This is a genomic window from Veillonella montpellierensis, from assembly GCF_947090115.1.
In the GTDB taxonomy this organism is placed as follows: domain Bacteria; phylum Bacillota; class Negativicutes; order Veillonellales; family Veillonellaceae; genus Veillonella; species Veillonella montpellierensis.
Map to the genome: position 1 here is coordinate 46919 of NZ_CAMUMS010000005.1, position 23352 is coordinate 70270.

21 protein-coding genes are annotated in these 23352 nt (G+C 34.6%); 20 read left to right on the forward strand and 1 reads right to left on the reverse strand.

Annotated features, from left to right (window positions below; genetic code table 11):
* Window positions 1-26 precede the first annotated feature (26 nt).
* From modA to P6940_RS03585, 3 genes are read left to right on the forward strand one after another with little or no spacing between them, the layout of a single operon-like run.
* Window positions 27-821: a molybdate ABC transporter substrate-binding protein gene (gene modA / locus P6940_RS03575; RefSeq protein ID WP_028256987.1), complete on the forward strand. Its 795-nt coding sequence runs from the start codon at window positions 27-29 to the stop codon at window positions 819-821.
* A gap of 30 nt (window positions 822-851) precedes the next feature.
* Entirely contained in the window at window positions 852-1514 is a 663-nt protein-coding gene (modB, locus tag P6940_RS03580; RefSeq protein WP_277288140.1) for a molybdate ABC transporter permease subunit, read from the forward strand.
* 15 nt (window positions 1515-1529) lie between these two features.
* Window positions 1530-2162 carry an ATP-binding cassette domain-containing protein gene (locus tag P6940_RS03585; RefSeq protein WP_038151250.1) on the forward strand — a complete coding sequence of 211 codons (633 nt, stop codon included), beginning with the start codon at window positions 1530-1532 and terminating at the stop codon, window positions 2160-2162.
* Window positions 2163-2507: 345 nt separating this feature from the next.
* On the opposite strand, the gene rbr is transcribed toward P6940_RS03585, so the two are convergent.
* On the reverse strand, window positions 2508-3053 hold the full coding sequence (gene rbr / locus P6940_RS03590; protein ID WP_038151249.1) for a rubrerythrin: 546 nt from the start codon (window positions 3051-3053) through the stop codon (window positions 2508-2510).
* Window positions 3054-4107: 1054 nt separating this feature from the next.
* Between rbr and P6940_RS03595 the strand changes: the two genes are divergently transcribed.
* The 17 genes from P6940_RS03595 (at window position 4108) to nrdD (ending at window position 23259) form a co-directional block, all read left to right on the forward strand.
* A complete protein-coding gene (locus P6940_RS03595; protein ID WP_028256983.1) occupies window positions 4108-4311 on the forward strand; it encodes a DUF951 domain-containing protein in 204 nt (67 codons plus the stop codon).
* 3 nt (window positions 4312-4314) lie between these two features.
* Window positions 4315-5346 (forward strand): selenide, water dikinase SelD, encoded by a 1032-nt coding sequence (gene selD, locus P6940_RS03600; RefSeq protein WP_277293221.1) that lies wholly within the window; start codon window positions 4315-4317, stop codon window positions 5344-5346.
* 415 nt (window positions 5347-5761) lie between these two features.
* Entirely contained in the window at window positions 5762-6529 is a 768-nt protein-coding gene (yedF, locus tag P6940_RS03605; protein WP_277293222.1) for a sulfurtransferase-like selenium metabolism protein YedF, read from the forward strand.
* A complete protein-coding gene (locus P6940_RS03610) occupies window positions 6516-6788 on the forward strand; it encodes a DUF3343 domain-containing protein (protein WP_051211928.1) in 273 nt (90 codons plus the stop codon). Before yedF ends, P6940_RS03610 begins: the two co-directional genes overlap by 14 nt.
* A gap of 51 nt (window positions 6789-6839) precedes the next feature.
* Window positions 6840-7970: a thiolase family protein gene (locus P6940_RS03615; RefSeq protein ID WP_277293223.1), complete on the forward strand. Its 1131-nt coding sequence runs from the start codon at window positions 6840-6842 to the stop codon at window positions 7968-7970.
* A 129-nt stretch (window positions 7971-8099) separates the two neighbouring features.
* The gene (locus tag P6940_RS03620) at window positions 8100-9371 is read left to right on the forward strand and encodes an AMP-binding protein (RefSeq protein WP_277293224.1); all 1272 of its coding nucleotides are present in this window, start codon (window positions 8100-8102) and stop codon (window positions 9369-9371) included.
* A gap of 10 nt (window positions 9372-9381) precedes the next feature.
* Complete coding sequence (locus P6940_RS03625) at window positions 9382-10380, forward strand: nucleoid-associated protein (protein WP_277293225.1); 999 nt, start codon at window positions 9382-9384, stop codon at window positions 10378-10380.
* Between the two features lie 80 nt (window positions 10381-10460).
* A complete protein-coding gene (ybaK, locus tag P6940_RS03630) occupies window positions 10461-10946 on the forward strand; it encodes a Cys-tRNA(Pro) deacylase (RefSeq protein WP_028256976.1) in 486 nt (161 codons plus the stop codon).
* A 106-nt stretch (window positions 10947-11052) separates the two neighbouring features.
* Complete coding sequence (locus P6940_RS03635; protein ID WP_038151242.1) at window positions 11053-11775, forward strand: viroplasmin family protein; 723 nt, start codon at window positions 11053-11055, stop codon at window positions 11773-11775.
* A 395-nt stretch (window positions 11776-12170) separates the two neighbouring features.
* The gene (locus tag P6940_RS03640; protein WP_277293226.1) at window positions 12171-13094 is read left to right on the forward strand and encodes an NAD-dependent epimerase/dehydratase family protein; all 924 of its coding nucleotides are present in this window, start codon (window positions 12171-12173) and stop codon (window positions 13092-13094) included.
* 162 nt (window positions 13095-13256) lie between these two features.
* Entirely contained in the window at window positions 13257-13541 is a 285-nt protein-coding gene (locus tag P6940_RS03645) for a DUF1294 domain-containing protein (RefSeq protein WP_038113250.1), read from the forward strand.
* 25 nt (window positions 13542-13566) lie between these two features.
* On the forward strand, window positions 13567-15015 hold the full coding sequence (locus P6940_RS03650; RefSeq protein ID WP_028256972.1) for a glucose-6-phosphate isomerase: 1449 nt from the start codon (window positions 13567-13569) through the stop codon (window positions 15013-15015).
* Between the two features lie 19 nt (window positions 15016-15034).
* Window positions 15035-16024 (forward strand): UDP-glucose 4-epimerase GalE, encoded by a 990-nt coding sequence (galE, locus tag P6940_RS03655; RefSeq protein ID WP_028256971.1) that lies wholly within the window; start codon window positions 15035-15037, stop codon window positions 16022-16024.
* Window positions 16025-16157: 133 nt separating this feature from the next.
* Window positions 16158-16952, forward strand: a complete 795-nt coding sequence (locus tag P6940_RS03660) for a hypothetical protein (RefSeq protein ID WP_028256970.1) — start codon at window positions 16158-16160, stop codon at window positions 16950-16952.
* Entirely contained in the window at window positions 16934-18337 is a 1404-nt protein-coding gene (locus tag P6940_RS03665) for a type II secretion system protein GspD (RefSeq protein WP_277293227.1), read from the forward strand. The genes P6940_RS03660 and P6940_RS03665 overlap by 19 nt, the downstream gene beginning before the upstream one ends.
* 213 nt (window positions 18338-18550) lie before the next feature.
* Complete coding sequence (locus tag P6940_RS03670; RefSeq protein ID WP_277293228.1) at window positions 18551-20497, forward strand: ABC-F family ATP-binding cassette domain-containing protein; 1947 nt, start codon at window positions 18551-18553, stop codon at window positions 20495-20497.
* Between the two features lie 611 nt (window positions 20498-21108).
* Window positions 21109-23259: an anaerobic ribonucleoside-triphosphate reductase gene (gene nrdD / locus P6940_RS03675; protein WP_277293229.1), complete on the forward strand. Its 2151-nt coding sequence runs from the start codon at window positions 21109-21111 to the stop codon at window positions 23257-23259.
* The last annotated feature ends 93 nt before the right edge of the window (window positions 23260-23352 follow it).

The following is a 23352-nucleotide window of genomic DNA, read 5'->3' on the forward strand; positions in this document are numbered from 1 at the left end:
GTTAGTTATAGAAAAGGAGTAGTACTATGAAGAAGCGTATTGTAGGAATCATAGTAGGATTGTTTGTGTGTGGATTGTTAGTTGGTTGTGGCAATACTAATCCTACAATGGGGGATAGTAAGAATCAAACATTTGCTAATCAAACATTGACAATTTCCGGAGCTGCTAGTTTAAAAGGTGCTTTGACAGAAATTGCTGATGAATATAAAAAAGAAAAGAACTTATCTGACAATCAAATTGTCATTAACTTTGCCGGTTCTGGTACATTACGACAACAAATTGAACAAGGTGCACCGGCTAGTATATTCATTTCCGCAGACGAAAAAAATATGAAAATGTTGGAAGAAAAACAATTGGTTAGTGATGTTAAACCATTTGTACTTAACGAGTTAGTATTAGTCGTTCCTAAATCCAGCAAAGCTAGTTCTCTGCAAGATATTCCTACTATGAATCGTTTCGCTTTGGGGGAAGTAGCTACTGTACCTGCTGGTAGATATGGTAAACAAGTCTTGGATCACATGAATCTATGGGATACTATGCAAGATAAAATTGTATTTGCTAAAGATGTAAAAGCAGTAACTGCTTATGTATCTCAAGGTGCTGTTGATGGGGGGTTCATTTATAAAACAGATGCATTGGCGGCAAAAGACACTGTTACTATTGCGGCCGAAACACCTGCAGATAGTCATGATGCGGTAGTGTATCCGATTGCCTTAATTACTAAGAATACAACAGATTTTGCCAAGGATTTTTACGATTATGCGACTGGTCCTAAGGGTAAAGCTATTTTAGAAAAATACGGATTTACTATGCCTCAATAATAGATAGGATTAAGTAGGTAGGAATGCATTATGAGTCCATTTTGGTTATCAATTTATGTAGCTTCTATAGCTGTTAGTATTATTATAGTAACAGGATTAGCATTATGTTTTTTTATGAAACAATGTCCGCGTCAAGTACGGGGGGTTATTGATGCTATAGTAACATTGCCGTTAGTGTTACCACCAGTTGTTGTAGGATTTATATTATTAATGATTTTTTCACCAGGTAATAGCTTAGGTCGTTGGCTAGATACACATGGGACGGGGATTGTTTTTTCTGTAGTAGGAGCTATTTTAGCATCTACTGTTATTGCATTTCCATTGTTTTATCAGACAGTACGTGCTTCTATTGAGTCGGTTGATCATGATATGGAAGACGTAGCTCGTACACTTGGAGCATCGGAGTTACGCATATTTTTTACGATTTCCATACCATTAGCATGGAAAGGTCTATTAACGGGTATCATCCTCTCCTTTTGCCGTGCCATGGGTGAGTTTGGCGCAACTATTTTAATTGCTGGTAATATGCCGGGGATAACACGTACTATGCCACTAGCTATCTATTCATTAGTCGAAGAAGGAAATTATACAGATGCTTTTACCATTGTTGGATATATTTGTATCTTAACATTATCATTACTATGGGGAATCCATATTGTAACAAAAGGAAAACTGTTTAGTGCTCATGAGTAATAGGAGTTAGTAGGTATGATTACATTCGATATTACTGTAAAACGTCCATCTATGACCGTAGAAGGGAAAGGCACACTAGCCTCAGGAATTACTGTGTTGACAGGACAGTCAGGTAGCGGTAAATCCACTATTATTAAAAGTATTGCTGGACTTGTAAAGCCGAATGATGGTTTTATTTATTCGGATACCATAGCATGGTTTGATAGAGATCATAAAATTTGGCTCCCGTCACAAAAACGATATGTAGGATATATGCCACAAGGAAATATTGTATTTCCTCACTTATCAGTGCTTCGTAATATTACCTATAGTCAACGAGGAGATAGGATACTATTAAAGAAAATTTTTGAGTCTTTGCATCTTACTAGTTATAAAGATACAAAAGCAGGGTGCTTGTCAGGTGGAGAACAACAACGTGTTGCGTTAGGTCGTGCATTATATGCAAAACCTGTGATTCTCCTATTAGATGAACCTTTATCAGCGCTTGATTGGAATTTGAGAGATCGAGTTCGTCAAGATTTAGTAAATACCATCAAGGAATGGGAAATTCCTTGTTTATGGGTAACTCATGATAAAGAAGAGGCTCAGTTAGTAGGCGAAAGACAATGGTATTGCGAGAAGGGAAAGTTAGAAGTTACGGATATCTAATTAGTATTATAATTAGATAAAGTGATATAAAGTAGTTCTCTTATAGTCGTTATTCTTTTAGAGGAAATGTTACTATTCAATGGAAAATTAATGGCGCGATTACACTCATGTGGTATCGTTTAATGCATTAATAGTAAGATTATCTATAATTATATACTACTAATAAAAAGGCCTTTTAGATCCCTTTTATTAGTAAAATATACAATAGAGGAAAGTTGATGTCATTTAATCAACTTTCCTCTATTGTATTGAGAGTGTATTCAAGTACATCTTCTCTGTATATTATTTGTTATGATAGGAGCATATCACAATAAATATATTGACGTATATAGTCTAGTATATTTATTAGATAACTTCGTTATGTCTGGAGAAGAATGCTTGTGGATGTGCACATACTGGGCAAACCTTTGGAGCTTCAGTGCTAACATGAATGTAACCACAATTTGCACAGATCCAAGCAACTGGTTCTTCAGATTTGAAAACGCGTTCACCACGAACTGCAGCAGCTAAATCATTGTAACGTTGTTCATGACGAGCTTCAATTTTACCAACTTGTTCCATTAAATAAGCGATTTTAGTGAAACCTTCTTCTTTAGCTTGTGCAGCGAAAGAAGGATACATTTCAGTTTGTTCATAATTTTCACCAGCAGCAGCATCAGCTAAATTTACTAACATATCAGCTGGAACATCGCCACCGTGTAATTCTTTGAACCATAACTTAGCATGTGCCATTTCATTGCGAGCAGTTTCTTCAAAATAGTCAGCCAATTTATTCATTCCAGCTTTACGAGCTGCACTTGCATAATAGGTGTATTTTTGGAATGCTTGAGATTCACCTGCAAAAGCTGCAGCTAAGTTTTGTTCTGTTTTTGTACCTTTTAATTCTGCCATTGTTTTTCTCCTTAAATATGTACTTACATATGGTTATAATAACCTACTTATTCGTGTATATATTGTACATACACGTAGTTAACTTACATTATGATTATTCTTCAAATAATTCTTAAAGAATAATCATTGTTAATTACATTATAGTATATGAGAATGAGAAAAGCAAGGGCAAAATTGTGAAATTTAAAATAAATAAATATAAATTAAACTAAATAGTAATAAATATCAAGTAAGTGCTTTGAAGAAAAATTAGTATTATAGTACTATAAAGTATTTTATAGTAACTAAAAATAAAAATGAGAATATTAAAAATAAATTATATGCAAATGATAATCAATAATATAATCGATTTTTTAGATATAAAATATATATTTATTATTTCATAACCAAATACATAGCAGAGCAATATAGTTTGCGTAAGTTGTTAGAAAATATTTGAAAGGGGAACAGATATTCTTTATGAGCAAGTTACCGAGTATTATTTCAGCAAGAAGGTCAATTCCCTATGTTTCATGCGAAGGTACTCACAGTTGATACATCAGATAATCATTCACTTTCTATGGATATATTTCCTAATGAACTGGAATGATATTACAAAGGATATTCATAGCATCATTTATTAAGTTAGAATAGAGTAGGCATTGACAGTTTCAATATAAAAAGGATAGGAAATGGTGTGTTGTATAGTGAATATAATTGAATAATTGTTGGTAATGTAATTAATGGGGTATATTTTTATACTATCATTTCTGTAGATTTTTTAAAGATTGTTTATACTATAAGTCACATCTGTTTTATCTTGGACGTGATTTATCTAGTAGATTATATAGTGAATAGATTATATTGATGATGTAGTATGATTATGTTAGAAGTAATATTTTATTAGATACTATGTTGGTTACCGTGTATAATAAATATAAATCGCAGTATTTTGTGAGAGTGCCTAGCATTAATACATGTGTTATTGTATTGTTGTTATAAATAATTTTATAGTGCTACAGACAGTTTGTATATGATATAGTGTTGAATTTTAGATATAAAAGAGGGAATAGATATGGCATTTATACGATATTATGTAGGTGATATAGTACAGATGAAGAAAAAACATCCATGTGGTAGTGACACGTGGACTGTAAAACGAATTGGCACTGATTTTTCGATACTGTGCAATGGATGTGGACATCAAGTGTTGATTCCTAGACCTAAATTTGAAAAAGCCGTTAAAAAAATTATATCTCGTGTAGAGGGAGATAAGTGATACATGGTACGATTAACATCATTGGTAGGTCAAGGAGGGTGTGCTTGTAAAATTGGACCACATCTGTTGGCCTCTATGCTAAGTCAAGTAGAAGGTGTAACTAATAGTGATGTATTAACAGACATGACTGGATCAGATGATGCAGGTGTTTATCGAATTGCACCTGATATGGCATTAGTACAAACTATTGATTTTTTCACCCCTATTGTAGATGACCCGTATATATTTGGCACTATTGCCGCAGCTAATAGTTTAAGCGATATTTATGCGATGGGAGGTAAACCTCTTACAACAATGAATGTTCTTGCAGTTCCTATGGTGCTGATGGCAGAAAAACAAGTAGAGCGTATATTAAATGGTGCTATGGCAGTAGTTAAACAAGCAGGAGCGGTTGCTATTGGTGGGCATAGTATTGAAAATCCTATACCTGTTTTCGGGTTATCGGTTACAGGAGTTGTTAATCCTCGTTCTATTTGGAAAAATAGCGGTGCAATGGTGGGCGATGCATTAATTCTGACGAAACCAATAGGCACTGGCATTATGAGTACAGCTTTAAAAGGAAACTTGTTTACGAAAGGAACAGAGGAAGCGATTCATAGTATGTGTACATTGAATCAAACTGCAACAGAAGTAATGAGTCATTACACAGTACATGCTTGTACAGATATTACGGGCTTTGGATTGATGGGACATGCCTATGAAATGGCGTATAATTCGAGTGTATCATTGCAATTACGTTTTTCGTGTATTCCCTTATTTTCTGATGTGGTAAAAGCAGCTCGCATGGGACTAGTACCAGCTGCTACATATGGAAATAGAAAAGCAAGCTCTGGTATTTTTATTAAGAATGATATGGAACCTACATGGGGGGATATTTGTTTTGACCCACAAACGTCAGGCGGACTATTAATCGCTATCCCTAGAAATGAAGTGGATTCGTGCGTGAAAAGCTTACATCAATCGGGAGTTATACATGCAGCTTATATTGGCGATGTTATACAGCGACAAGGTAAGAATTTAGTTATTGTAGAATAGATGTTACTACTTGCCAATTAGTACGTATTTATGGTGTTATAGATTATAAACATGAAATTGGTATATATTGGTATGAAAGTATAGAAGTATGGTTTTATAAAGGAATGATTAGATAGAAAGAAAATAGTAATTAGTAGAAAATTATTGTTGAAGTAGGATTCTTTAATTTATTAGGATACAACTTTTTCTAGATAATTTATACCCTGTTTTACTAGTGTGATTAGTCGGGTTATTTTTAGATGATAATTATATAATGAGTATATTCTGTGATGATTATGGACTTTTCTATAGCATGATTGATAGTATTAAATTATTGGCGATGGATAATTTGTTGTAGTACTAGATTGTACGAGTATATATAATGAGACTTTCACGATGTACTATAAGAAAGGAAAATACAGTGAATATAACCAAGATGGATGACCAAATTATTATTGATGTGAGAGGTGAGTTATGCCCTACACCAGTGATAGAAACTAAAAAAATATCGGATGCCTATCCTTATGAGGAAATTATTACGATTGTAGATAATGATATTAGTAAAGAAAATGTTGAAAAATTTGGCAAATCAAAAGGATATGCTGTTATTACTAATAAACAAGGGCGTGATTATTTTATCGTGTTGACGCCTAGATTGCCTGGAACAGATGAAGAGGCATTGCAAAGAATTTTAACTAAGCATGTAGGTGAAAATAATCACAAGCTAGATGAGCCAAAAGAGCGTACCACGAGTACACCGGAAAGAGGACAGACCGTAGAGTCTCATACGCTAGGAATCGTTAGGGATGATGAAATAGTTATACCAGATATTACTGAGAATAGTCATAGTTTTCAGGATGCGTCCCTTAGTAGGCATAGGATTATTTTAGTAACAAAAGATTATTTAGGTGAAGGCAGTGAAGATCTAGGACGTACATTGATGAAAACATTTTGGAATTGTTTAGTAGAAGCAGATACGTATCCTAAAGCGATTTATTTTATTAATAGTGCTGTTAAAATGGTTTGTGTTACATCAGATTATATAGACGTACTCAAACAACTAGTAACAGCAGGGGTTGATATTGCGGCTTGTGGCATTTGCTTAAATTATTATGGATTAACGGATTGTGTGGCTGTAGGAACTATTACTAATATGTACACCATTACGGAATCTATTGTGGGAGAAGATATTGTTACATTGTGATAAACAGAAAATTGGCACCTATCTAATTATGTTTACTTCTTATTATTTTGCTACTAAAACAGATAGTATTTTAGATAATAGACATATTAGGCATGATTTGATTGCGACACCACCTGCGTTGCATAGTAACTGTGGTTTATGTATACGTATCTTCCCATTGGATATAGAGTATGTTATAGGCATATTAGAAGAAGAAAAAATTAGTCATTCTGGTATATACAAATATGTTGAAAATCAGTGGACTAGGTGGGATTTATAAATAAGGAGAGTATACGTATTGTATTGATTGTATAAGTAGTAGGTGCGCTATATGGATAGACAAGTATATATTAAAGGCGGCTTACGTACGCCTATTGGTGTTGTTCATGGACAATACAAAGAGATTTTACCAGAAGTCCTAGGATCACGTATATTAAATCAATTGCGTCATGCCTATCGATTGGAGTCAGTAGATAGCGTTATTTGTGGTAATGCGACTGGTACAGGTGGAAATATAGGCCGCCTTATGACACTGATGAGTCGATTTCCAGATACAGTGCCAGCTATGACAGTAGATACACAATGTGCATCAGGCGGTATGTCTGTTGCATGGGCTTATGCACAAATAAAGGCAGGAATATCTCATACGGTGATAGCAGGAGGGATTGAAAGTGCTTCTTTACAACCTAAACGATCGTATGCGGCACTAGATAGACGTGAAGGAGATTATTATGTGGCACAATTTTCACCGCATGAGATTAGTTCAGATGCTATGTTGTGGGGCGCAGAACGGACAATAAAAAAGCATGCAGTGAGTGATGAAGAGATGAAGTATCACGTGCTACGATCGCATAGATTAGCACAAGAGGCGAAAGAAAAACGTGTATTAGAGCCGTATGTGTTGCCAGTGATTGTACACCAACGTTATTGCATAGATGAATGTATTAGAAAAACCATGAGCGCATCGCTCTTACATCGTATGAAACCTATATTAGGTGAAGGTACACAGGTAACAGCAGGCAATGCTTGTTTAACACACGATGGTGCGGCTTTTTTAGTAGTCACAGATACACCTAGTGAATTTAGAATCGCTCATATAGAATCGTGGGCAGGAAACCCTCTGTATAGTCCAGAAGGTGCTTGGCTAAGTACGGAATTATTATTAAATCGGACACAGCTGTCTATGGATGATATAGACGTAATTGAGTGGAATGAAGCATTTGCTGTTATTGATGTGTTATTTGCTAGAACGTATCCTAATCAGTTAGACAAATATAACCGATTAGGTGGTGCGTTGGCGTATGGACATCCTTATGGTGCTTCTGGAGCCATTATTCTATTGCATGCTATGGCAGCGTTACAAGCGTGTCAAGGTAAATATGCTATTTGTGCCATCGCAGGTGCTGGTGGTACAGGTGTTGCTATATTGTTAGAGAGAATGGAGCAGATAAGTATACTATGACTGATAGATAGTTCTAGTGCTTATTAGCTTTTGTCATATACTAGAGAGTTACCCAGTAAAGAAGATATATCGTAGTGTATGTACATAAAGGTAGTATGATATAGGTAATAGGTAGAGGATGTGATAACTATGAGTATATTGTATGATCGTTTAGTACGATTGGCTGCAACATCTCCTACATCGTATGCATGTATCATTGATGATAGAAAGTATACCTATCAAGATCTTGTTAACGCAGTTGATACATTAGCTAAACAATATATAAGTAATAAAGGCGAAGTAACGCTTATAGTAGAACGAAAACTATGGTCACAACTAGTTCATTGGTTGGCCTTGTTGAAAGTGGGAGCCTATCCAGTTGTATGCCATAAAGAATTAAATAGAGAACGGTTAGAACAGATGAAACATAGTATTACGAAAATCCCTAAAGAAGCTGATTTTGCCGTGCTTTCATCTGGAACGACAGGAATTCCTAAAGTATTATGGCGATCGGAACGTAGTTGGGTAGATTATTTCTTCACACAAAATACTGTCTTTCATATAAATCACTATACAAAAATATTTGTACAAGGTAGTTTTAGTTTTACCGGCAATACAAATATGATTTTGTCAGTCCTTTGGATGGGCGGTATGATCATCAGTTCTGATAGTTCTTTGGTAAAACAGTGGCACTACCTAATGAAATTGCATCAAGTGTCTCACATGTATATGTTGCCGACTAAGATTAAGTTGTTAGTGCGACATATACATGATCCATTAGACTCTGTTCATTGGATTATAACGGGGTCACAAATGTTAGATTCTAATTTAATGAAAGAAATTACTATTTTGTACCCTAACGCACAGTGGATTTTATATTATGGTGCGTCAGAATTAAATTATATTAGTTGGTGCAATTATGAAGATTGGATAAATGAACCTGGTACAGTAGGCAAGCCATTTCCTCAAGTGACAGTAACGGTGCGAGAAGGATTGCTATATATAGATACTCCCTATGGTGTTGAAGGACTTACGATGCCTTACACAGTAGGGGATAAGGGGACTATTTCTAACAGTGGTCGCATTATTTTGCAAGGACGTAAAGAAACGATGATCAATCGTGGTGGCTATAAATTATTTATAGATTCTATTGAACAGGTGGTTCATGAGGTATTAGGGGTAGAGCAAGCAGCTGCTATTCGCGTCGATGATTCGTTGCGAGGCGATACGTATGTCTTATATATTGTTATTAAAAAAGGATTTACCCAAAAAGAAATAGAAACAGGTATCAAAGACGTATTAACGCCTATTGAGCGACCACAGGCGATATACATAGTTCCTTATATTCCTTTAACAGATTGTGCCAAAATAGATAAAGTAACATTACAATCATGGTATAATGAAAAGAAAAAACATAAGTAGGAGTATAGTTATGCAAATTAATAAAGCTGTATTAGAAATTTTTGATTTTCATGCATCGATGGCAGCCTATTCGGATAAAGAATTAGATATAAGTGATACACAGATACAAGATTATATTTCATCACATGTTGTAAAAGCATTAAAAGACCCTGCAGTTAGAACAGGGTCTTTGTCTATGCATAACTGTGTGGCACAAGTATTGTCTTCTTATAATGAGGGACGAGTGTCATTTTTAGAAATGTCGAATCAACTATCACAACAGTTGTTTGAGTATATGAAGCAGGCTACAGAATCTAGCATAGTAGATATTATTGTATGTGAAGTGGAAGGTGAAAAATCTTATTTTTGCGTATTAGTATGTCAAGCGCATGCGGCCTATACGCATATTCGTCGCGCTGATGAAAATGGTAAAACAGGAGCAGAGTTAGTATTATATAAAGCTATGCTACCAACACCATCACAGAAACTACAAGCCTTTATGGCGATTGATCGTGCTGATTTATCTGTTCGTATTTTTGAGCCTAAAGGCACATATGATGGAGAATCTTGTTATCTATTATCTGATAAGCTATTACAGATTGGAACGAATCAATCAACGAAAGATACGGTAAAAAAAGTAAAACATATTATTGGTAAAGTTTGTGAAGCTCATGAATCTGATGGTGTAGAAGCCTTGGCTATGGCTAAAACATTGATTGCTAAAAATGCAGAAGTATCTGATACGTTACAACCAGAACATATTATTGATAGAGTATTTGCTCACCATCCAATGGAGCAAGCAGAAGCTAAAGCAGAACTAGAAAAACACGATATGATGCGACCTTTGCCTGTAGCTAGAGAATTTGCCACGAAAGAGGGAGCGTATCAGAAAATAAAAACAGATACAGGTATTGAGATTACATTCCCTGTTTGCTATATGCAGGATAAGGAATTTATTGAAATTTTGACAAATGATGATGGTACGTTACGAATTGAGCTGAAACATATTAATAAAATCATTAATAAATAGCTATATATGGTAGTAGCAGTATACACTGTATACATTCATAGAAATGAAGCGGTATACTTTGGATAAGTGAGGTTAGAAGTATGAAGAAGGAAAAACATAAAAAAACCAATGCCATGCGCATATTAGATACACAGGGCATTGCCTATGAAGTATTAGAATATGAGTGGGAAGAAGGACACGGTACAGGCGTTCATGCAGCAGAAGCATTGGGACTACGTACGGAACAAGTATTTAAAACGTTAGTAGCTATAGGCACTACAACGGGGCCCGTCGTATTTTGTATTCCTGTAGCAGAAGAACTGAATCTAAAACATGCGGCTCGTGTGAGTGGTAATAAATCCATTGATTTAGTGCATGTTAAAGATCTAGAAAAGCTAACTGGTTATGTTCGAGGAGGTTGCTCCCCAGTGGGGATGAAAAAGCTCTTCCCTACCTATTTTCATAAATCTATGCAAGAACAAGACTGTATTTATATTAGTGGCGGTAAACGAGGAATGCAAATTAAAGTGAATCCACAGAAATTGGCATCAGTTGTAGATGCACATTTTGAAGATATTATCATGTAGTTTTTGTGACATATGAAAATAATATTGGTTGTATAATAAAATATAATCATAAGACAAAAGTATTGCTCTACATAAATAGTATTGCTACAAGAGGAAAGGAAGTTATATGGCACGTAATAAATGGTATGCGGTACAACGAGGACGTCGAGTGGGCATTTATAGAACATGGACGGAATGCGAAGCACAAGTGAAAGGTTATCGTGGAGCTGTATATAAATCATTCGCTACAGAAGAAGAAGCACGTCTATTTATCAAGAAAAATGCAGGTATGTCTGTAGCAGATCATTTGGCAACTAATCATGAAATACATACTAATAAGAACGTCGTAGATATAACAACATCTACTATGGATAGCAATGAAAATATTGTAGAAGATGTAAAGAGCTGTTATGAATCCATCCATGACATACCTCCGTTTCATATGGTTGCCTATATTGATGGCAGTTTTGATAAGATAAAAGGTATTGTCGGTGCAGGGGGCATTATATTTTATAATGGTGAAGAAATACCTTTTTCGTTTGGTACAAAAGACCCAATGTATACGACTTTTTGGAATGTAGCAGGAGAATTATTAGCGGCTATGCATGTTATGGACTTGGCCGTACAAAAAGGAGCTCAGACCTGTTCAATTTATTATGATTATATGGGTATTGAAATGTGGGCGACTAAACGATGGAAATGTAATAATGACTTAACTCGACAGTATAGTGCGTTTGCTACGTCTATTATGAAACAAGTGCGTATTCATTTTTGTAAAGTGAAGGCCCATACTGGAGATACTTATAATGAAATAGCAGATCAATTAGCTAAAAAAGGGACACTTATATAAAATAAAAGGATTTACATATCAATAGTTATGATAAATGATATAACTATATGAATAACGCTAAAACGTAAAAAAGGTTAGATTTCACGTATAGTAATTTCATTTGATGTATGTAGATTATTTATACATATAATTACTATCGTGTCCACTAGCATAATAGGCGCATCTATTTTGCATTCATACAGTTAGTTGGTTTATGTTTATTAAGAAGTGAAGTATTATTATACTTATAGTGATGATAAGAAATTAATTTTGAAAATTAGTTAGTATTGATTTGTTAGTATGAATATAAATTAGTACACTATTTCGATAATCCGTATTGTATAATGTAGAAAGTGGAATACATTTAATTAGTTATATTGTTATAGCATTATTAGTAGTATAGGAGGTTGTGAGGCATGAATACCATAGTTACTGGTGGTGCTGGCTTTATTGGCTCACATTTAGTAGATCGTCTAATTCAACTAGGACATACTGTATTAGTAATCGATAATTTAGTGTCCGGTTGTCGTGAGTTTATTAATGATAGGGCTACTTTTGAGAAAATTGATATACGAGATACTCATCTTGTACATATCTTCAAAGAGTTTCAACCAGAATACGTCTTTCATGAAGCAGCCCAGACAATGGTAGATGTTTCTATGGAGCAGCCTGCCTATGATTGTGATGTTAACCTGATGGGGTTACTTAATATTTTAGAAGCTTGTCGCATCTGTAAGGTAAAAAAAATATTAATGCCTTCATCAGCTGCTGTATATGGCGATAATAGTGAATTACCTCTTTGTGAAACTAGTGTAGGTATACCTAGTTCTTTCTATGGACTTAGTAAATTGACTAGTGAAAGTTATTTGCGTTTATATTATGAATCTTTTGGATTACCTTATATTTGCTATCGCTATTCTAACGTGTATGGACCTCGTCAAGGAAATGGTGGCGAAGGCGGTGTTGTTAGTATTTTTGGGCAACGTGTAGTGAAAGAAGAGTCGATTACTGTTTTTGGCGATGGTGAGCAAACACGTGATTTTATTTATGTAGGCGATGTAGTAGAAGCAAACATTGCTGGTTTACGCCACCCTGAAAAAGTAGGAATTTATAATGTCTCTACTAATTCATCACTATCGGTTAATCAATTGATTGATGCTTTTAGATCGGTGGCACATAGACCTATAGAAGTTATGTATGCAGACCCTCGGCAAGGAGATATTAGACATTCTCGTTTAGATAACCATAAGATTCAACGTGAATTAAACTTCACACCACATATGTCATTTATAGATGGCCTAACAAGTACTTATGACTATTTTAAAAGTGTAAATAAATGAGCTTATATATTTAGTTGCTTGATATAGGGTATCCGTATAGAACAACAATCTTTTCTTACTTAACTAGTAATCATGTAGAAAAAGTTAACGATATATACGTGTGCTTGATAGCATTGATTTTTATTGCTTTTATCTTGATACGTATAGTAAGGATATATAAATATGAAAACTATATTTGATTATATCGTAATAGGAATTTGCGTATGGAATTGTATAGTATTTATTATGTATGCTATTGATAAGAGACTAGCTATTACGCATATGAACCGTATTTCTGAAAAAACATTGCTAATCAGTGCTATAGTATTAGGAAGCATTGGGGCCATTATGGGAATGATAGTTTTCTGTCATAAAACCAATAAGTGGAAATTTAGAATTATTGTGGGGGTAGCTACATTAGTGCAATCATTTTTTGGAGGCTATATATTCTTCTTATATGGATTATAATTTAACATCTGAAAGGACAGAGAGAATGAGTGTTGTAGAATTGCCATCTGGCTTTGCTTTAGACATTTCTGGTATATATCACGATAAAGCTGTGACGTTGTCTGATATAGAACGTATACAGTCTAATATTGATACTGCCGTTGTAGCGGCGCATCAAATGTGCGAAACAGGATTTATTGATGGACATGTATCAAAAGATGGAGTACCGGAAAAAGTAATGTTCTCTCAGTTGCCATATATAGAAGATGAGGGAATTAATACGACAGTTACGCTTCAAAGATTAAAAAAACTAGGCATGCACGCAAAAGAAACGATAGATATTGTTATTAGTTTTGGTATTGGTGGATCCTATTTAGGCAGTAAAGTTTTGTTTGACGTACAATGCGGAGAATATTGGAATACACTGTCTGATGAAGCGCGTCATGGCTATCCTAAAATTTTATTTTCTGGAAATACTGCATCTGGTCATAGTGTCACTCAATTAATTAACTACTTAGTCCATGAAAAATTAGTCCGATCTGATGATTTTAAAGTAATGTTAGTAGTTATCTCTAAATCTGGATCTACTATAGAGCCTATGGCCAATTTTTTTATTGTTCGTGATGCTTTAGAAAAAGCAGGCATTTCCTATGAGGTGATAGCTGTCACAGACCCAACAGAGGGAATGGAAGAAACATTGTTACATACGATTGCTCGCCGCGAAGAATGGGAGATTTTCTCCGTTCCTACAGGTGTAGGTGGTCGCTTCTCAGTATTTTCAGACGTAGGATTTGTTATAGCTGCATTGATAGGATTTGATATAGAAAGCTTTTTGGCTGGAGCTCGCTCTATGGATATAGCTTGTCGTAAGAAGAAGTTATTTGAGAATCCAGCTCTATTATGTGCTGTATTGAAATATCTTAGTGCAGAAGTATATGATCGAATCATAGAAATATTTATGCCCTTTGGAGACTCATTTAAGTCTTTAGGTGAATGGTATGTACAATTAGTGGCAGAGTCTTTGGGCAAACATCGTGAAAAAGGTCGATTGCCATATGGACGTACACCTGTTGCAGCGGTAGGTACTACTGATATGCATGCACAAGTACAAGAGCATCAAGAAGGACGATATAATAAAGTGGTTCAATTTATTAAAGTAAGAGAGTGGGACGTTGATGCTATAGTTCCTCATGTGTATGAAGAATTTCCAAAGATAGAAGCTTTTACAGGTATTTCTTTAAATGAAATTATGCAGGCTGCCTTAGCTTCTAATCAAGAGGCCTTAAATAGCGATAATCGATTTAACATGACGATTGAAATTCCTAAATTAAATGCCTTTCATTTAGGCGAGGTTATGTTCATGTTTTTTTGGGCGATTTTTTACGAAGCCCAATTAGCAGGTGTTGATGCATTTAATCAGCCAGGTGTAGAAGTATATAAAAAAATATTAGGACCTAAATTAAGAGATATTAAATGTTCTAAAGGAATATTATAGATAAGCAAGAGGTGGACATATGAAGCTATTGGTTACTGGCGGTGCGGGCTATATTGGAAGTCATACAGTACGCGCATTATTGACTGCAGGATATGAAGTGATAGTATTGGATAATTTTTCTCGTGGACATCGTAGTGCTATTCCGCCTGAGGTACCATATATTGCTATGGATATTGCCAATCCAGAGTTGGAAAATATTCTAAAAGAGCATAAAATTGAAGGTGTTATGCATTTTGCAGCACATTCACAAGTAGGTGAATCGATGGTACACCCATCTATATATTATGAAAATAATGTAGTTGGATCATATCGGCTAATTGAAGCGGCTCGTAGAGCTGGTATCAGACATTTTGTATTTTCTTCTACGGCAGCGGTATATGGTGAACCAGATAGAATACCTATTATAGAAACAGCTTTCTTAGCACCGACTAATGTATATGGGCGTACTAAATTGATGATAGAACAAATTTTGAAAGATTATAGTGATAGTTATGGCATGCACTATGTAGCACTACGTTATTTTAATGCTGCTGGTGCGGATGAGTCGGGTGTAATTGGAGAAGATCATACACCAGAGACACATTTAATTCCACTTGTTTTAGCAACAGCTTTAGGACAACGAAAAGAAATTACAGTGTTTGGCACTGACTATGATACGGCTGATGGTACGTGTATTCGCGATTATATTCATGTGAATGATTTGGCACAAGCACACGTATTAGCAATGAAATATTTGAAAGAAGGCGGCAATTCTATTGCGTTTAATCTTGGTAGTGGGCATGGTTTTAGTGTAAAAGAAATTATTGAAACGGCTAAACGAGTCACAGGAATTGATTTTCCGGTTTCTTATGGATCGCGTCGTGCTGGTGATCCTAGTGTGCTCATTGCTTCGTCCGATTTAATTAAGCGATTACTGGGATGGAATCCTCAATATAGTAATGTAGATAAGATAATTAGCGATGCATGGCAATGGCATCAACAACATCCATATGGCTATGGTGATAGATAAAATTTCTAAATCAATAAAGGATTTTGACATATTACGTGGAACTTTTATATGACTATGGCATGACTAATAGCAAATATATAGCATGCATATTTATTACTAGTTGTCGTGGGATTACGAATATAAAGGAGTTTTTATGTCATTATTAGATCAACACTTGCCAACAAAAGAAAATATAAAATATATGATACGTAAACGAGGTCGCTCCCTTTTGGGAATGACCTTTTTTCTTTGCCTTGTTTGTGGATATGGTATTTATAAAGATGCGTGGTCTATTAACCAATATAGGAGTAATGAAGAAAACTACAGTTATTCAGAGAATAGATCAGATAAAAATGAATCATTAAGAAGAGAGACTATACGGTCAAATGAGCATAGTAAAACTAAAGGAGAAAGTACACAAGTAGAGGAGGATCAAGAAAATAGAGGACACCGTATTTATGATATTGTGAGCAGTATACGACCATATCCATTGAAAGAAGTATTTGGTTCTACAGACACTAGTATGAAGAAAGAGAAATCCATCGATGATTATGATGTAAACCAATCTATAGAAAATGAAAATAGGCCGATTAATTATAGAGAACCTAGATCTATGCCTAGGTATTACATCGATCAGAGGATGGGCATGGCAAATTCTAGAACATGGCAAGGCATTAGTGAAAGCAATACTACTACGTCTATGAGTTCATCAGGTGATATCCATGGAAATCATCATAATACCTTGACATATAATACGGGGCCAACTCAACAGATAAAGTTGACTGGTGTTATGATTGGGAATGTAAGACAAGCGGCGTTAGAGATTGGAGGAGAACACTATATATGTACAGAGGGCGATATAGTTAGGGGATGCACGATTATTTCTATTGAGGCAGAGAGAGTATTGATACGAGTAGGGAGTGTTGATCGATGGATTACATTAGATTGATAAAAAAAGTATTGCTTGTATATGTGGTTATACATGGTGTATATGCGAACCTATTAATTGATACCAATGTAGATTGTTATACCGCTTATGCAATGAATAATAATGATATAAATGAATCTAGTACGTATAGAAAGGAAACGAATAGGAACGCTGATTCAAAGTCTATGGCAACATCTGTATCTTCTCATAGAGATAATAATAATTTAATAGATAATCATGAGGAAGAATCTTTGTCAGTGACTACTATAAATCATATAGATCCTATAAAGAATAGGAGTAGGGTAGACAGGAAAAATACAGTACAACTATCTGTTAAAGATGCATCACTTTCTGATGTGGTAAGAGGCATTGCTCGTGAGTATAAAATGAATATTATAGGTATTGAAACATTAGAGGGTACAGTTACTGCACAAATCAAAGGTGCTAATGGTATTGATATACTGCGACAACTAGGAATGATACAACATTTTGTAGTAAAAGAAAAAAATCAAATGATTATTGTTGATGGTAGAGGAATGGGGAACAATATAGAAAAAGATATATTGTTAATAAAACCTGTTCATTTGCGACCAGAGTCTATTAAAGCATCGGTTGCAGGTATTGTTGGTGATGAAGGTATGACGATTGTACCAGAAACGAATCAATTAGTAGTATATGGAACAGCACAAGAACGCCAGCAAGTAGAAACTGTTATACAGACGATTGATGAAATTCCTAAACAAGTGAAATTGGAGGCTATCGTAGTTGCCATTGAAAATAGTTATGTACGAGAAGTAGGACTTAGATGGTCCTGGGCCAATTTATTAAGCCGTTCTCAGAATATATCAAGTGGGGATGGGAGCATACATTTTAAAACAGATACGACAAGGGCGGCGAATAAATTTTTTATTAACCCAGAATTAAGAGCTATGGAAAATTCAGGAAGAGCAGTCATTGTAGCTCGACCATCTATTGTAACTATGAATGGAGAAGAAGCGAGTATTCTTATAGGTGAAAAAATTCCCGTTTTAGAAGATATATATAGTGACGGCGGACATAAGGCTTCTGTTCGATATGAAGAGTCAGGTATACGTTTGTACTATAAGCCATATATTTTAGAAGATGGTATGGTAGATGCGACGATTTCTGCAGAAGTAAGCAATCCTGTAATGGTATCAGAAATGAAAGCTTATAAAATATCAACACGACAAGCTAAAACTAGAGTGCGTATGAAACCGGGAGATGTATTAATTATAGGGGGGCTAATGGACCATAGAAAAGGCACACAAATAGAGAAAATACCTCTGTTAGGAGATATTCCCTTGTTAGGAAATTTATTTAAACATAGTAGAAAAACTAATGATAAGGTGGAACTTATGATATTGGTAAAAGCTACTATTTTATAAGTAAGACGATATATGTGTATACGAGAATTTCTATATACGTGTATCGATGGAACATAATAAGAGAACTTATAGGTATACTATGAAAGTATTATTCTAATCATATGTAAAAGAGATTAGAAATTTCTATCATGATAGGCCGTATAAGTTCTCTTTTTTAATTGCTGTACTCGTGGTAAGATAATAGTATTGAGTTTAAAATCCTAGGAGGATGATATGGAACGCATTCAGATGATAGGGCTAGAAAAATCATTTGGTATTGACCAAATATTTTCTAATGTGTCTTTTGAGATAAAACAAGGTGAACGTATAGGCCTAGTAGGACCTAATGGAGCAGGAAAATCTACCTTGATGAAATGTATTTTAGGGTTAGAGGAACTAGACAAAGGGCAGGTTGTTAAAAACGGTACTGTTAAAATTGGTTATTTACAACAAGATGTCAATTTAGGGGATAGTAGTTTAGAGGAGGAAATTCAATCTGCTTGGGCAGATATTCATCACTTGGAACGTCAGTTAGAAGAGTTGACTTCTTATATGGCATGTCATGAACCTAATCAAGAAGAATTACAACGATTAGATTATTTGCAGAATCGATTAGAATGGCTCGGCGGCTATGAATATGAACTAAAAACAAAACGAATTATTAAGGGATTAGGATTCTCTGATAGTGACTTAAGAAAGTCGGCTAATGAATTTTCTGGCGGTCAAAAAACACGTATTAATTTGGCGAAAGCACTTGTACGTAGTCCAGATTTTTTGTTTTTAGATGAACCAACGAATCACTTGGACATGGATATGCTAGAATGGCTAGAAAATTATTTATCTTCTTATAAAGGAGGAATTCTAGTCATTAGTCACGATCGATATTTTTTAGATCATATTGTTACCAGTGTAGTAGAATTAGAGCAATGTAAAATCAATGTATTCAAAGGTAATTATACAAAGTATATTAATCAGCGTGCGCATGCTATGAAAGCAATGGCAGCTGCTTATGAAAAACAGCAAGAGTATATTAAGAAAACGGAAGCATATATTGATAAATATCGTGCAGGAATTAAATCAAAAATGGCACGAGGACGACAATCACAATTAAATCGATTAGAACGAATTGAGGCACCGGTAATAACAGAACAAATCGCGTTTACGTTCCCTAAACCGTCTATGAGTGCGGATAAGGTACTAATTTTAGATGATGTTACAGTAGGCTATGACCGTCAGCAACCTATTGCGAGTGGATTATCAACAGTCGTTCGTAGAGGCGAAACGGTAGCGTTGATTGGGCCTAATGGGGCAGGAAAATCTACATTAGTTAAGACTATTATGGGAGATATAGCGCCTATTGACGGAACGATTACAGTAGGAAACCGAGTAGAGGTAGGATATTTTTCTCAAGAACATGAAACATTGCATCCACAATGGCAAGTGATTGATGAAGTGAAGAGCTATTTTGATGGATCTGAAGAAAAAGCGAGACATGTGCTAGGAAGATTTTTATTTCGTGGAGATGATGTTTTTAAATGTATTAAGGATCTATCTGGGGGAGAACAAGCTAGAGTAGCATTATTGAAAATATTTTTAGAAGGAAATAATTTTTTAATACTCGACGAACCAACCAATCATTTAGATATCGGTACTAGAGAAGTAGTAGAGAAGGCCTTGCAAGATTTTGAAGGGACTTGTTTTGTTATTTCTCATGATCGGTATTTTTTAGATCAAATAACGACGCGCACATTGGCATTAAAAGATGGACATATAACAGAATATATGGGCAACTATTCGTATTATAAAGAAAAAATAAAAGAACAAGAATTTTTGTCGCAACAGCAGAAAGAAGGCATCATTCAAAACACGAATGATGACAAGGTAGGAGAGACTACTGCTTTCACTAGAAAAAAAATGCAAGACTCTGATGATACGAGTATAATGGATACACCTATTCTTAAACCTACTAATTCGTATATGGCCGAGAAGAAACTAGGGGAAGTAGAAATGAACATTGCTAGAGCAGAAGCTACTATAAAAATGTATGAAACACAGTTAATGGATCCAGCACTACAATCTGATATAGGCGAATTAGAAAGAGTGGCCCGTGAATTAGAGATGGAGAAAAAAGAGTTAGATCATTTGTATGAAGTGTGGGAGACCTTAATGGGCGGTAAATAATTTGGCAGACTATTGATAGCAGATAGACTGTTTAGTGCCAGAGCATGTATATATTTATCATGAGTCATGTAGTAGCACAAACATATAAAATACATAATAAACACTCCTATGAGGATATATCATAGGAGTGATTTTTCTATGGAATTTTATATACGGTGAATTGTAGATATATGGTTGTTGAGTTAGATGATTAGCATAGTTATAGATTGTTTTACAGAAATCATTTATAAGAAATGTGTGAGTAATTGATATAGTGAGGCTATTACTATGCTAAAATAATATATCTAGTATTTATGCCACTTTATAAAGATGTGTAACATGATAAAATATTCATTTATTTTTATATGCATGAGTAATAGACAAGGAAAATAGAGGTGTTTAGGATTTTATAAAATGTCAATACTATACATATGAAAAAATAGCATAATTGGTATATATAGTATTTGTGTTGAGCAAAATTACTATATATAGTATACTTATTGATAAGAATTCTAATTTATGAAAAAACATACTATGCAATATAGGATGTGACTAGTGTGTTTTACAATTAGTTTGCATCTGTGTCTTAAATAGAGCAATTAAATAGATGTCGTATAAGGGGAGGAAACGTTATGTTGCGAGTCGTTAAACGGGATGGTACAGTAGTTGATTTTGATAAAAATAAAATTGTTGTGGCCATTGAAAAAGCAATGCACAGTAGTACTGGTTTATATGAAGAAGGCTTAGCTGATAAGATTGCTACTGAAATTGAGGAATATGCTCATAAATTACATAAAGATATAACTATTTATGCTATTGAAGATCAAGTATATTATCGTTTATTGGAATATAATAATCCAGCTACAGCACGTGCTTATGAAGGATATAAGGCGGTTCAAGCTTTTAAACGAAAGGTAAATACCAGTGATGAAGGTGTCCTTGGGTTATTAGATAGCACTAATATTGCTGTATTAGATGAAAATTCTAATAAAGATGCAGCTATTGTATCTACACAACGAGATTTGATTGCTGGTGAGATTAGTAAAGATATTGCTCGACGTAAACTGATTCCTGAAGATATTTTAGAGGCTCATGATAGTGGGGCTATCCATTTTCATGATATGGATTACATTATTCAACCTATGTTTAACTGTTGTCTAATTAATTTAGAAGATATGTTAACGAATGGGACTGTGATTAATGGTAAAAAAATAGATACACCTAAATCATTTCAAGTAGCTTGCACCGTAACGACACAAATTATTGCACAAGTAGCTTCAGGACAGTATGGTGGTCAAAGTATTAACGGTATTGATCGAATTTTAGCGCCTTTTGTGAGAAAATCATATGATAAAATTTTAGCTAATGTATTAGAAGAACAAGTTGAAATTTACGGTATAGAACCTAATTTAGAAAAAGCTAAAGAAATTGCATGGAAACGTACACGTAAAGAAGTAAAAGATGGAATACAGACGATTCAATATCAAATTAACACATTAATGACAACGAATGGACAGGCTCCATTTGTTACATTATTTATGTATTTTGATCCTCATAGTGAATACGCCAAAGAAGCGGCACTTATTGACGAAGAAATTTTAGAACAACGGATTATTGGAGTTAAGAATGAAGCTAATGTATATATCACTCCGGCGTTTCCTAAATTGATTTATGTGTTAGATGAGCATAATGCGACGCCAGATGCACCATATTATTACTTAACGGAAATAGCCGCTCGTTGTACAGCTAAGAGAATGTATCCTGATTATATTTCCGCTAAGAAAATGAGAGAAATTTATGAAGGCAACGTATTTAGTCCGATGGGATGTAGATCCTTTTTATCACCATGGAAAAATGAAAAAGGTGAATATGTATTTGATGGACGATTTAATATGGGTGTAGTTAGTATTAACTTACCACAAATGGCAATCTTGGCTAATGGCGATGAAGAAATATTTTTTGAAATTATGAAAAAACGATTAGAGCTTTGTAAAAAAGCACTATTATTACGCTATAATTTATTAAAAAATGTAACAAGTGATGTATCACCAATTCATTGGCAACATGGAGCCATTGCTCGCTTGAAAAAAGGCGAATGTATTGGTAAATACTTATTGGGAGGGTATGCGACTGCTTCTTTAGGATATATTGGTATTTATGAAGCTACTAGATTAATTACTGGTGAATCTAACACAAGCCCTCGGGGTAAAAAATTTGCTATGAAAATCATGGACGTTATGAATGAAGCCGTAGATTCATGGAAAAAAGAAACCAATATAGGGTTTGCTATTTATGGAACACCAGCTGAAAGTTTGACAAATCGTTTTTCATCTATTGATCGCGCTAGATTTGGTATGATTGAAGATATTACAGATAAGGGTTATTATACTAATAGCTATCATGTGAATGTGCGTGAAGAGATTAATGTGTTTGATAAATTTGCTTATGAATCTGAATTTCAAAAGAAATCAACTGGTGGATGTATTTCGTATGCAGAAATTCCTAATATGACGCATAATATACCAGCAGTACTATCAATGATTCGTTTCATTTATGATAATATTTCGTATGCTGAATTTAATACAAAATCTGATTATTGTCATGAATGTGGATTTGATGGAGAAATCATTGTAAATGATGATAATGAGTGGGAATGTCCACGATGTCATAATACAAATCGTGATACATTAACTGTTATTCGTCGCACTTGTGGTTATTTAGGTGAAAATTTTTGGAATGAAGGACGCACTAAAGAAATTAAAGACCGAGTTATGCATATTTAGATGACGTGTTAGGCTGCATCAGGTTACTAGACGGTATGTTTTTATATGATGCGGATTATATAATGTAAGAAAAATGCGTATATACGAGTAAGT